The organism is Carboxylicivirga caseinilyticus (genome assembly GCF_050589785.1).
GTDB lineage: Bacteria > Bacteroidota > Bacteroidia > Bacteroidales > Marinilabiliaceae > Carboxylicivirga > Carboxylicivirga caseinilyticus.
This window is the reverse complement of record NZ_JBNGOX010000006.1, coordinates 161,937-174,771: the sequence shown is the minus strand read 5'-3', so window position 1 is coordinate 174,771 and position 12,835 is coordinate 161,937. Positions and strand designations below refer to the sequence as shown.

Here is a 12,835-nt window from a genome sequence, read left to right as displayed (position 1 = left end):
CAGTAAAAAGTTAGTCCCCAAGGGTACCCTTGGGGACTAACAAGAATGTTATTATTTTAGTCCAATAATTTGTAACGGTTATTTAGGACTAGTCAATCTTCTTTTTCCTTTCAATGGATTTATCCAACCATTTCAAACCTTTAAGAACTGCATAATAACTAATAGCTATTGTTAAAGGAAGGGTTAAATACCATATTATTTGATGTAAGTAATTCATACCAACTAATTTTCTGATTAATAAATATGTAAATCATCCGATGACATTTCATCCTCATCAATAGGCTTGTTGTTAATCGCTCTCCAAACATAGATTATATAAGCCAGAACAAAAGGCACCAGTAGCGACACATAACTCATAGCCGTAAGTGTGAAATGACTTGAAGATGCATTTTGTATCGTCAACGAACTTTGCAGATCAAAAGTAGATGGATAAAAAGCCGTATTATTAAACCCAGCCACTAACAACAAACTCAACACTGTTAAGATCGTTCCAGCTCCTGCTGACCAGATTCCACGGGTACAATTTTCGCTAATAATTGAGGCAATTAATCCAAAAAGGACAGCAACAACGCCAATCAGTAGCATAATCAAAACCACAGGCATAGCTATCAGGTTATGGAAATACTTATATGGTTCCATAAATACTTCCTGAGTATCGGGATTGACAGCAAAACCATCTCTCAATAACAACCAGATTAAAAAGGTAAGGAAGAAAACCACAAATGGAATACCGTTAAACAGCAACTGTTTACGGGCTCTCTTTTCCATTTCAGGGTGTGCCACACTATTGATAAAATAAAGTAATCCTAATACCCTTGCCAAAAAGAACACTGCCAGACCAAGCGACAAATTATGTAAGTTGAAAGCCGCTTCCAAGCCATGTGTTGTTAATTCCCATTGCGACTGATTCATATCATTCACTGAAAAAGCCGAACCTGTGAAAAAAGTGGCAACTGCTGTTCCAATAAAGATAGTTCCTATCAAACCATTAATAAATAGAAATGTTTCAAAGGTTTTGGCTCCAAAGAAGTTATTCGGACGAGTTCTGAATTCGTAAGATACCGCCTGCAGAACAAAGGCAAATAAAATAATTATCCAAACCCAATAAGCTCCTCCAAAACTGGTACTGTAAAACAATGGAAACGATGCAAAGAAAGCACCCCCAAAAGTTACCAGCGTTGTAAAGGTGAATTCCCATTTTCTGCCCAATGTATTTACCAACATAGTTCGTTCCAAATCAGTCTTTCCAATGGTATAAATTAAAGTTTGTCCTCCTTGAACAAACATTAGAAAAACAAGAATAGCTCCCAGAAGTGAGACAATAACCCACCAATATTGCTGTAATGCTAAATGTGATAGTTCTCCAAACATTATTTGTCTCCTCCTTCTTTTGGTCCGTTTTTAATCTGCTTTGTCATAATCTTTACTTCGGCAATAGCCAACCCAACAAATGTGATGGTGAATAACCAGAAGGTGATCATCACTGAGGTAGAATCAATTTTTGATACTGCTTTCATGGTTGGCATCAAATCCTGAATAACCCATGGCTGACGTCCCATCTCAGCAACAATCCATCCTGCCTGACTGGCTACATAAGCCAATGGAATAGTCCACAAAGCAGTATATAACACAATCTTCTTATCTTCAATTTTATTACGGGCTGTTAACCAGAGCAACACTACAAAAAGCAATAGAAAATGCATGCCTAATCCTACCATTATATGAAAGGCATAAAATGAGATGGAAATAGGAGGCACAATTTTAAAAGCGTTTATTTCCAACTGGTTTGGATCTTCATCATAATAATTTCCATACCCAAAATAACGGAAATAATTATCTACCCATTCCTTATCATCAAACTTAGCTTTGAGTCTGTTATATTCTTCCAGATCATTATTTTTTGCTTCCTTAAAAGCCCTTAAAACCTGTTGAGCTTCATAGCCCCGATGTATTTTTTCTTTATATGAAATGATACCTCTTGCCTCATTACCCAAAACCAAATCTTTTATACCAGGTACAAAAGCATCAACCTTAAGAAAAGCCATATATGAAAGCATATTAGGAATTTCAATCTTCACTAGAAAGTCTGATTCCGACTCTTTATTAAGAGGATCATCAGGTGCCTTGCCAAACAAACCAATAGCGATTAATGGAGCCTGTGTCTGACCTTCAAACAATGATTCCATAGCAGCAAACTTCATAGGTTGATTACGGGCAATCTCTCTGGCTGATCCATCACCTGTTCCAATTAGCATTATTGATGAAACAATACCAAAAACAGAAGCAATTACAATACTTCTTTTGGCAAATAAGATGTGACGCTTTTTCAACAGAAACCAAGCACTTATACCAACCACAAAAATGGAAGCAAGTACATAACCCGATGTTGTTGTATGAAGAAACTTATTTACAGCTGTTTCTGAAAGAAAGACATCCCAGAAATTAACCATCTCGTTTCGTGCCGTTTCCGGATTAAATTTCATTCCAACGGGATTCTGCATCCAGGCATTTGCCACCAAAATCCATAAAGCTGAAAGATTAGCACCGATAGCGGTTAACCAGGTAGCGGTTAAGTGAAATTTCTTACTAACCTTACCCCAACCAAAAAACATCACTGCAATAAATGTACTTTCAAGGAAAAAAGCCATAATTCCTTCGATGGCCAGAGGAGCACCAAAAATATCACCCACAAACCATGAATAATTAGACCAGTTAGTACCAAACTCAAATTCAAGAATGATACCTGTAGCTACCCCAATGGCAAAATTAATTCCAAAAAGTTTCATCCAGAACTTGGTTATTCTTTTCCACTCTTCATCTCCGGTTTTCACATAGATACTTTCCATAAAAGCAACTATAAATCCTAAACCTAAAGTAAGCGGAACAAACAGCCAATGAAACATTGCTGTTAAAGCAAACTGTGCCCTTGACCAATTGACAAGGGTTAGATCAATATTCTCAAACATTATAATATAATTTGATTTAATGAGTAATAAGTTCCTCCAATACATGATTGGCTCTTTCTTCTTCAGTACTATACCTGTTCTTTAATGTATCTCTGAAAAAGAATAGTTTTAATACGGCAAACATAATGAATAGCTTTATTAATATGATAATCCATAAGCTACGCCCCCAGCCTGGCATATTTTTAAAACCATCAATGTAAAAATGATAAACTTTTTGTATTCGATTCATCCTATTTGTAATCTTTCACTAAAACAGTAGCCTTTCTAACACAATTGATAATTCTTTTGTTTGCCAATTCTTTCTCCTGTTTTTTGTTTTACAGAATTAGTCAAGTACAATTTGATTTCAAATTTAATTGGTTCTCATTAATACAGAAACATTTCCGCAATTAATTTAAAAGAAAAAAATACATACTCTCAAAAAAAATTTAACAATTATTAACTCCTTGATTTTTAATTGAATTTAAGACAAACATATCCTTAATATGTATTTTTTATTGATTAATAACTTTCAAAAAAAGTTAAACAAATTTGGTTATTAATTAATTTTTGTTCACCTTTAAAATGTATTTAAGTATTTGATTACCCTTTTGCATTTTAATCTAACGAGATTGATTGTCAGTTGCATAAAAATAAAAAAAGTTGTAAATTTTATGTTTTAGAAAATACCAGCTGTTAAACACCCGAGCAGTTGTGTTGATTAAAACAAGTTGTTAACGAAAAAACCCAAAAGATGACCGCAGAACAATTTAACAACCGCTTGTTGAATCTTCAACAAAAGATGTTTAGCTATGCCCTTAGCCTAACAGCTAATGAGGAAGACGCCCACGATTTACTTCAGGAAACAAACTTCCGAGCTCTTTCATCACGTGAAAAATTTGTAATGAACACCAACTTTTCGGCGTGGATGCACACTATTATGCGCAATTCTTTTATCAACAACTATCGCCGCCGATACAAAATGCGTCAGGCACCCATGTTAGTTGATGAAGTTAACTACTTATCTAATAAATACTATACAGATGACACTCCGGATGTGCTTCATTACACAGGGGAGATTCACAAACATATGAATAACCTGAATTCAGATTTTAAGCAACCACTTAAAATGCATATGGAAGGTTATAAGTACAAAGAAATCGCAGAAACACTGGATATGCCAATCGGAACTGTTAAAAGCCGAATTTTCTTTGGACGAAAAAAATTACAAAAGATGATTGAAAATTAACATTTAGACTCTTAATATTTTTGGTAAAGTAAAAGCGGGCTGTTGGCCCGCTTTTATTGTATCCAATCATTGATATTTATATCTAGTTAGAAACCACTTTTACAGCACTTCCAGCTTCTTTAATCATTGCCTTAATAGAAATATCTTCACCTAATCCTTCCTGCATCCAAGCATTAGGAGTCAGACAACCGATACGGAATAAACGTTCTACTTCTTTTGCAAAGTCAGCTTGCATCAAAAACTGTTCTACCTGAAACTGAATCAAATGCCCAAAGGCATAATTTGATAAATAAATGGGACTATTAATCATATGGGAATAAATAGCTAGTATAGGCTCATCTTTAACTCCAAAAACAGGTGCATAATACTCATTCCATATTTCAACAGCTAAAGACTGAACAGCAACTTTCAACTGCTCAGCATCTGCATCCGGATGATCGTACAACCATAACCACATACGTTGGTCCAGCAAAGAAACTCCCATTATCTCATAGGTATTCCAGAAATTATCCAATATATCCAAAGCTTCTTTTTGAGGATTCTTATTGTCAATTCCTAAAAGTTCCAAATCACGTTTCTGAAAAATAAAAGCCAATGCCTCAGTAAAAGCAGTATTCGGCACACCATTCAATAAGTAGTAATCCACATCGTACAACGAGATGGTTTGCTCAACATTATGGCCGAACTCATGAACAGCAATATTATACCCTTTATAATCCATTCCGGTTGAAGGGATTCGGGTTCGTAAATGGGCATTTTCACCTTTCATACCTGCTCCCCATGCATGACCTGAACCTCTGGCTGGATCCACATCAATATGATCAGCCAGAAATTGTGCTTTCTCATTGGTAAAACCTAATTTAACAAGCATATTGGCTAGATCGGCATCCAAAGCCTTTGCATTGGGATAGCGTTTTTGAGTAATTGCATTCAGGTTTTCTTCATTGATATTGCTTCGGGCCTTAAAACCATCATACCAGATATCCCAGGGTTTTAGTTCACGCCCTAACCTGGTTTGTATTAACTCCGCAACTTTTTTCAACTCACCTGATGACATAAACTTCCTGAACAACTTTTCTGCATCGTCCTGCGTAATCTCCATACCTCCCTCAAATGCACGCATTACAGCTGTATTCAAAGGAGAATATTCATCCATTGCACGCATGGCCTTGAAATTATTGATGATTTGCTGATAACGTTCGTTTCCTTCAGGTGAAGCTTCAATCGCCTTTCCATCCTGATAAACGATGTTTGTTACAGGATCCCAATCATACGAAGGATTGTTAATCACTTTCTCTGGAATTGTTTGATCAATGATACGCTTCATTACTTCGTATACCTTTTCTTGCAGCTCAACACCTTCAACACCTTTACTGTAATGCGATTTAATTTCATCACGAAGATTCCAGTGGGCAAGTAAAACCATATCTTCAGGAAAGAAATGATTTCCACTCTGATCTGTCAGATGTCCCATATGTATATTGTAATTGGCAATATACATTTCGGAAGCTGAGGCAACTTCTGATACATTTTGAAGAATGGACGCTGGAATACGAGCCGTAAACATATCACCCAATCGTGCAAAAGCCCATTGCTGACGAGTCCAGCTCTTACCCAGTTTCTCCTTTTCCTTTAAACTGTAATATGGAAAGTTGAGTGCAATAGTAAATGCAATCTTATTTCGATACATATCCTCAATCATATGTGCATCGGCACTATAGCCACCAAAATCCTTATCAATATCAAAGATTTCTCCCATTGGTTCATGAAGGGGACGCTGTAGATCAAGACTGATTTTATTAAAATGCCCTCTTAATATCTCAATGTTGCGACTGATCTTCTCAAAAGTCTGTGACTTTTCTTTATTATTGGCAATAAAATGAGTGACACAGTATGATTTAAATTCATTTTCTGTACCATCTGTACTTCGCCAAAGCGAAGCTGTATGTTTAACACCTCTCTCCGCATCAGCCTTTATATCTCCTCCATATTGAGTAATTAAAGCTTCCACAGTTGACTTTATCGTCGACTTTGATATATTAGCCTTTTCCTTCATTTCCTGATTTTTATTTTCCTGGCAACATGCTGTGATTAAAACAACAGTCATCACCAAAAATGCGATCTTCTTCATAGTATATTTTGATATAAATTTCAACTCTGATAGAGGTATAGAAAATAGATTATTAGGTTCTATTATTTCGATTTAAACTTTTGTCTAAAGCCCCCGATAGTAATCGGGGGTAATAACCCATCAAAGTAACAAAGCTAATGTATAAAAACAACACAGATTAGGATATTTGTTAGCTATTAAAACTAAACAACCTCCTTTTTCCACTTACCTTTTCTAAATAACCAGGCAGCTAATATCGTCATGCATGATTCTGCAATAATGATTGCATAAAAAACACCTGTTTGTTCCATTCCAACAATCATTGCTAACAAGTATGCCAATGGAATTTCAATCATCCAGAATGTAAATACATTGATTCGTGTTGGAGTTCGGGTATCGCCAGCTCCGTTAAATGCCTGAATCATCACCATACCCATTCCGTAAAAGGTAAAGCCATAAGCTACAATTCGCAGACATTCTACACCAGCCTTTACAACCTCAACATCATCGGTAAATAACCTTACAAACCAACCAGGAAAGACAATAAACAGTACGCTCAACGCTCCCAGAAAAATCATATTAATTCTGGCAACACCCCAAACTGCTTTTTCAGCTCTCTCTGGTTCTTTGGCGCCCAGATTTTGTCCTACCAAAGTTGAGGCAGCATTACTTAAACCCCACGAAGGCAGCAAAGTAAAGATGATGATTCTAATACCTATAGTATAACCAGCCAACACTTCACTTCCAAAATTGGAAATGATACGAACCATAAAAATCCAGCTTGAAGTAGCGATTAACGACTGTGCTATACCTCCCAATGAAATACTGATGAGATGACGAATCCTTTGCCATTCAATCTTTAATGGTATTCCTTTCAGGCTTACACGTCCTTTGCCTCTGAATAATAAAATTAGTTGAACCACTACTGCAATACCTCTACCTATGTTAGTAGCTACGGCAGCTCCAGCTATACCCATCTCGGGAAATGGGCCAATACCGAAAATCAGCAATGGATCCAGAATCATGTTCAACCCATTGGCAATCCATAACACCCACATGGCAATATTAGCGTCTCCGGCACCTCTGAAAATAGCATTATTGATAAACAATAGCATGATGACCAGATTACCACCAAACATGATGCTGGTATAGGATGAAAGATCTACGACAATCGCCTCTGAAGCACCCATCAATTGAAGTAAATCCTTCGCAAAAATCATCCCTGGCACAGCAATCAAAACAGACACAACAACACCGGTAATAATAGCTTGTAATCCCTCATGTCCTGCCTCTTCGCCTTTCTTCTCACCGATTCGTCGCGATACAAGGGCAGTGGTAGCCATACTCAAACCAAACGAGATGGCATAAATAACAGTTAAAATACTTTCGGTAATACCTACCGTTGCAACAGCATCTGCTCCTAATCGTCCAACAAAATAGATGTCGACAACGGCAAATACTGATTCCATAATCATTTCGAGTACCATAGGAACAGCCAGCAGAAAAACTGCCTTCCCTAATGGAATTTTGGTATAATCCTGCTCAGAACCACCAAAGGCTTCCTTAAAATCTTTCCAGATGCTACTCAAACTTCTTTCCTTTAATTTTCGTGATAATATATTTATACTCTGCCTAACCATCTTGTTTTAGTTTTTGTTTAAACCTGAATTTTGAACTTATTACCCTTTCTATGCTTCCATTTTGTGAAATGTGGAAACCCAAACATACGGGTACTGCAATCTGATAAACAACATGTGTCCTCATGGTAAATCCTCCTTTAATTAAAAATTGATGAAATAAAATTGAATTGATAAGTACAATGAGACCGACCTAACTAGAAGTTATAGCGTACACAAACGGCCGGTAGAAACGATATGTATCTCATTGTTTTCATAATAGAACAAAGATTGTGTAAAAAAAACAGATAAGGCAATACCTAAGCTGAAAATAAATTAAAGTTTTTGTATTTTGTCTCAATAAATTAGGCTAGCATGTTAAACAAATTGGGAATTATAGCAGGGTTGTCAATCTTATTGATTGCATGTCAGGATATGGAGAATAATAACCGGAATCTTCATTTCAGGATTGAAAATCTGGCTGATGCGGATACCTCGCACATATTTTATTCCGAAACAGTTTACGTTCCTGTATATACAGATGTTTATCATGTTGATCAATCAAGGCTATTCCCACTCACTGTTACCTTAAGTTTAAGAAACACAAGCTTAACAGATACCATAGCTGTTCAAAAAGTAGATTATTACAACAGTGATGGAAAACTGGTTAAAAAGCATATAGAAGAAAGTAAAATGTTGTTGCTCGAACCTCTGGAATCTTATGAACTGGTGATTGACAAAATGACCTACACAGGCGATACCGGAGCCAATTTTATTGTGGAATGGGGAGGAAAAACCAACAATAGCTCAATGCTCATTCAGGCTTTGATGATTAATACTTCAGGCCAACAAGGACTGTCTTTTATTACAGAAGGAAAAATTATTAAATCACAAATAAAACCTTAACCTCATATGAACGATCAGGGAAAAATTATAGCAATAGTAAGCTATATTACACTATTAGGCTGGATTATTGCACTCATCATGCGACAAAGCGAAAGGCCTCAAAGTGAGATAAGCAGGTTTCATCTCCGTCAGGCCTTAGGTATTAATTTACTTGTCTTTTTAGTATCCTCTTCACAATACTTTTTTGCCTTACTTTATCTTGGTTTCATTGGTACTTTGCTATCATTTGCAGTTGGTATTCTTTGGTTGATAGGTTTAATAGCAGCCATTCAAGGGCGCTTCAGGTATATACCTTTTGTTGGAAAATGGTTTGAGGATACCTTTAATTTTATCCACTAATCAATTAAAGAAACAATTGACACCATTGATTAAACTGATCAACCTGATGTTTACCATGTTTAGCCATTGATTTACGTATTTTTTCTATGCTTTTAGGTTGAGTCAGGATGCCGCTCTTACTATAGAACTTATCTGCAAAACAGATAATTTGCTCTTCGATGGATTGAGGTCTCATATCACGATGAGGAATGGGTAGACTCTGAGCTTGAATATCTTCAATTGATAAGCCTGTTCCTGTATGTCGTTCGCAAACTAAACCATGTTTAGGATAACCTTCCTTCTCCAGCAAATCTCTACCTAAATAACCATGACAGATATAAGGTTTATCTCCCAGACAATACAGATCTGGAGCATTTGTATAGAAAATACCAATATCATGTAACATGCAGGCTTCTTCAATAAATTGCTGATCAGCTCCTAACTCAGGGTGATTCTGAGCAATCGAAAGTGCCATATCAGTCACAGCCCTGCTATGCTCAACCAAAACAGTCCAGATAGGACTGCCCGGCTGATAGTATTTATCTATTATTTCCTGAGGATTCATACAATAAGTTGAACAGTATTAGAGGCAGAAGGCAGTAGTTTAAATGGGCTATTTTTTCAATTACCTATGAACCAAATAGTTTAATTTTTTAAAGTCAAACTTCTTACTTCTGCCTAAAATCTTCTGCCTATTTATGTCTACTTTTTAACTCACGGGCCAGATCTTCGATACGATAGCCTTTGTATGTAAGTAACACAATCAAATGATAAAGAAGATCTGCTCCTTCGTACAAGAAATTCTCATCATCATTTGCCATGGCCCCAATAACTGTTTCTATGGCTTCTTCACCAACTTTCTGTGTTATTTTTCGAATACCTTTTGTGAATAAATGAGTGGTGTACGAGCCTTCTGGCATTTCGTCTTTTCGCTTATCAATAAAGTCCTGCAACGTTTTTAAAAACATCACATCATCCTGCTTATTCTCCTCTTCCCAACAAGTATCTGTTCCTTTATGACAAACAGGTCCTACAGGATTCACCTTGATCAACAAAGTATCATCATCACAGTCAACAGCCATTGAAACAACATTCAGAAAATTACCCGACTCTTCTCCTTTTGTCCACAGACGTTCTTTGGTTCGGCTATAAAAAGTCACTTTTCTTTCCTGCTTTGTTTTCTCGTAGGCCTCTTCATTCATAAATCCCAACATCAAAACTTTGTTGGTTGTATTATCCTGAATAATTGCCGGCACAAGGCCGTTTCCAAGCTTTTGAAAATTTATTTTCATGTTTATTGGCTTATAGCTGATAGCTAATAGCTGACAGCTTATTTCAGTTATTTTTTTAATTTATTCATTAAACTCTGAAGCATCATAATTTCTTCAATTAAAGATGTTCTTAGCTCATCGCACAAATCATCTTGATCAAATTCCAATTGTATAACAATTTCAATTTGTGTATCCAACTCAAAACAGCTACCTAAAGATATTTCCAAATAACGATGATAATCCTTCTCGCTTTTTCTACTACTTCCTTCTGCAATATTTGAAGGTATTGAAACAGCTGCTCTATTCATCTGAGAAACAAGATTGAACTTTTCATTTGAAGGCAATGCACTTGTTAACTTATAAGTAAGCTTAACAATTTCAATCCCTTTTTGCCAGACTCTAAGTTTTCTATAATCCTTCATCAATTCCTGTTACTGATTATAGCTAATAGCAATCAGCTATCAGCCATTAGCTGCATTATAATCTAATAGGCACTCCCTGCTCGTGCAAATACTGCTTAAGAGTTGGAATGGGAATCTCTTTAAAATGAAAGATACTAGCGGCTAATCCGGCATCTGCTTTACCCAAAGTGAATACATCTTTAAAATGTTCCATTGCTCCGGCACCTCCGGATGCAATAATCGGAATAGATAAGTCATCACTTAATTTGGCTAATGCTTCGTTGGCAAAACCTGTTTTTACTCCATCGTGATCCATACTGGTGAAAAGTATTTCTCCAGCACCACGGTCTTCAGCTTCTTTTGCCCATGAAAAGAGTTTCTTTTCTGTTGGTATCCGTCCACCGTTAACAGTAACAATCCAGTCATCGCCCTGATCATGTTTAGCATCAATCGCAGCTACCACAAACTGACTTCCAAAATTTTTTGCCAGATCATCAATCAATTGAGGATTGCGAACTGCTGATGAATTAATAGAGATCTTATCAGCTCCGGCATTTAATAATGCATCAGCATCACTCAACTCACTGATCCCTCCTCCAACAGTAAACGGAATATTAATATTACGGGCAATACGCCTTACCAAATCCACAAACGTCTTACGTCCTTCGTGACTGGCAGTGATATCTAAAAAAACCAATTCATCGGCACCTTGTTCAGCGTACAAAGCGCCTAATTCCACCGGATCTCCAACTTCTTTTATTTCAACAAACTTCACCCCTTTAACGGTTTGACCGTTTTTTATATCGAGGCATGGTATTATACGTTTTGCAAGCATGTTTTTTTAAGTTTTAAGTTCAACAGGCAGAGGGCAGAAGTTATTTAGTTGATTGCTTTAGTTTATATATTAAACTTGAAAGCATCTTTTCAATCTCGATAGATAACTTATTCACTTTATCGTAATCCTCCAAGAGAATATATTCTAAACGTAAAGCGATTTCTATTTGTGTTTGAAGTTCATACAGCGATCCTGATGAAATCTGTAAAAAGCGTAAATAATCCTTTGTATGATTTCTACCATAACCTTCGGCAATATTTGAAGGAATAGAAATGACACATCTTCTAATTTGTTGAGTCAAACAATACAACTCTTCAGCAGGAAATTGTTTAGTCAACTTATAAGTATCTTCAACCAGATCCATACCTTTTTGCCAAAAAATCAAATCTCTGTACGTTTTCATATTCTTAAATTTAGATACACCAACTGCCTTCTGCCTAAATCCTACTGCCTATTTAAAGGAATCTATGCAACTCTTTCAACTCAATCCTACCCTCATATATCGCCTTTCCAAAAATAACTGCAGGTACATTTGCCTCAGCCAGTTTTTCAATATCATCAATATTACTAACTCCTCCACTGGCCACCAGGTATAAACCAGGAATCTCAGCAAGAATATCTTTGTATAATTCAATGGCCGGCCCCTGTAACATACCATCTTTACTGATATCGGTACAAATAACTTTTTGAATGCCCTTTGCAGAATAATCTTTGATGAAAGGTATCAGCTCCTGATCGGTCTCTTCAATCCAACCGGTTACTGCTATTTTATTGTCTTTTGCATCTGCTCCAAGAATGATTTTATCGCTACCGTATTGCTCAATCCACCCTTCAAACTCAGGTCGATTTTTAACAGCAATACTACCTCCTGTAATCATCTGCGCTCCACATTCAAAGGCAATTCTCAAATCTTCAGTAGTTTTTAAGCCCCCACCAAAATCAATCACCAGATTTGTTTTGCCAGCAATATTCTCAAGGGTTTTATAATTAATGATATGACCAGCTTTGGCACCATCCAGATCGACCACATGTAAGCGCTTGATTCCATTATCTTCAAACTCACGAGCCACTTCCAAAGGATCTTCGTTATAAACCTTTTTACTGGTATAATCACCCTGACTCAATCGAACACATTTGCCTTCGATAATATCAATGGCAGGTATAATATCTATTTTTCCCATTGT

The 12,835-nt window shown here is 36.4% G+C and carries 14 protein-coding genes; 3 read left to right on the top strand and 11 right to left on the bottom strand.

Annotated features, from left to right (window positions below; all coding sequences use genetic code 11):
- Positions 1-234: 234 nt before the first annotated feature.
- From cydB to ACRD62_RS05375, 3 genes are read right to left on the bottom strand one after another with little or no spacing between them, the layout of a single operon-like run.
- Positions 235-1,371, bottom strand: coding sequence for a cytochrome d ubiquinol oxidase subunit II (gene cydB / locus ACRD62_RS05385; RefSeq protein ID WP_430819106.1), 1,137 nt, complete (start codon positions 1,369-1,371; stop codon positions 235-237).
- Positions 1,371-2,966: a cytochrome ubiquinol oxidase subunit I gene (locus tag ACRD62_RS05380; protein ID WP_430819105.1), complete on the bottom strand. Its 1,596-nt coding sequence runs from the start codon at positions 2,964-2,966 to the stop codon at positions 1,371-1,373. Before ACRD62_RS05380 ends, cydB begins: the two co-directional genes overlap by 1 nt.
- Before the next feature lie 16 nt (positions 2,967-2,982).
- Complete coding sequence (locus tag ACRD62_RS05375; RefSeq protein WP_430819104.1) at positions 2,983-3,195, bottom strand: DUF4492 domain-containing protein; 213 nt, start codon at positions 3,193-3,195, stop codon at positions 2,983-2,985.
- A 504-nt stretch (positions 3,196-3,699) separates the two neighbouring features.
- Here ACRD62_RS05375 and ACRD62_RS05370 point away from each other — a divergent pair.
- A complete protein-coding gene (locus tag ACRD62_RS05370; protein ID WP_321407756.1) occupies positions 3,700-4,194 on the top strand; it encodes a sigma-70 family RNA polymerase sigma factor in 495 nt (164 codons plus the stop codon).
- 82 nt (positions 4,195-4,276) lie between these two features.
- On the opposite strand, the gene ACRD62_RS05365 is transcribed toward ACRD62_RS05370, so the two are convergent.
- Positions 4,277-6,325, bottom strand: coding sequence for a hypothetical protein (locus ACRD62_RS05365; RefSeq protein WP_430819103.1), 2,049 nt, complete (start codon positions 6,323-6,325; stop codon positions 4,277-4,279).
- Between the two features lie 182 nt (positions 6,326-6,507).
- Positions 6,508-7,944 (bottom strand): MATE family efflux transporter, encoded by a 1,437-nt coding sequence (locus tag ACRD62_RS05360; RefSeq protein ID WP_430819102.1) that lies wholly within the window; start codon positions 7,942-7,944, stop codon positions 6,508-6,510.
- A gap of 351 nt (positions 7,945-8,295) precedes the next feature.
- Here ACRD62_RS05360 and ACRD62_RS05355 point away from each other — a divergent pair, with 351 nt between their 5' ends.
- Together ACRD62_RS05355 and ACRD62_RS05350 are read left to right on the top strand one after the other, a co-directional pair.
- Positions 8,296-8,826: a DUF3124 domain-containing protein gene (locus ACRD62_RS05355; protein WP_430819101.1), complete on the top strand. Its 531-nt coding sequence runs from the start codon at positions 8,296-8,298 to the stop codon at positions 8,824-8,826.
- A gap of 6 nt (positions 8,827-8,832) precedes the next feature.
- Complete coding sequence (locus ACRD62_RS05350) at positions 8,833-9,165, top strand: magnetosome magnetite crystal formation protein family (protein WP_430819100.1); 333 nt, start codon at positions 8,833-8,835, stop codon at positions 9,163-9,165.
- A 4-nt stretch (positions 9,166-9,169) separates the two neighbouring features.
- Here ACRD62_RS05350 and ACRD62_RS05345 read toward each other — a convergent pair whose 3' ends face one another.
- From ACRD62_RS05345 to hisA, 6 genes are all read right to left on the bottom strand, one after another.
- Positions 9,170-9,709 (bottom strand): HD domain-containing protein, encoded by a 540-nt coding sequence (locus tag ACRD62_RS05345; protein ID WP_430819099.1) that lies wholly within the window; start codon positions 9,707-9,709, stop codon positions 9,170-9,172.
- 127 nt (positions 9,710-9,836) lie between these two features.
- On the bottom strand, positions 9,837-10,436 hold the full coding sequence (hisIE, locus tag ACRD62_RS05340) for a bifunctional phosphoribosyl-AMP cyclohydrolase/phosphoribosyl-ATP diphosphatase HisIE (protein WP_430819098.1): 600 nt from the start codon (positions 10,434-10,436) through the stop codon (positions 9,837-9,839).
- A 47-nt stretch (positions 10,437-10,483) separates the two neighbouring features.
- Entirely contained in the window at positions 10,484-10,837 is a 354-nt protein-coding gene (locus ACRD62_RS05335) for a four helix bundle protein (protein ID WP_430819097.1), read from the bottom strand.
- Between the two features lie 55 nt (positions 10,838-10,892).
- Positions 10,893-11,651 (bottom strand): imidazole glycerol phosphate synthase subunit HisF, encoded by a 759-nt coding sequence (hisF, locus tag ACRD62_RS05330; RefSeq protein WP_430819096.1) that lies wholly within the window; start codon positions 11,649-11,651, stop codon positions 10,893-10,895.
- Positions 11,652-11,691: 40 nt separating this feature from the next.
- Complete coding sequence (locus ACRD62_RS05325) at positions 11,692-12,054, bottom strand: four helix bundle protein (protein ID WP_430819095.1); 363 nt, start codon at positions 12,052-12,054, stop codon at positions 11,692-11,694.
- A 52-nt stretch (positions 12,055-12,106) separates the two neighbouring features.
- Positions 12,107-12,832, bottom strand: coding sequence for a 1-(5-phosphoribosyl)-5-[(5-phosphoribosylamino)methylideneamino]imidazole-4-carboxamide isomerase (hisA, locus tag ACRD62_RS05320; RefSeq protein WP_430819094.1), 726 nt, complete (start codon positions 12,830-12,832; stop codon positions 12,107-12,109).
- Positions 12,833-12,835: the final 3 nt, after the last annotated feature.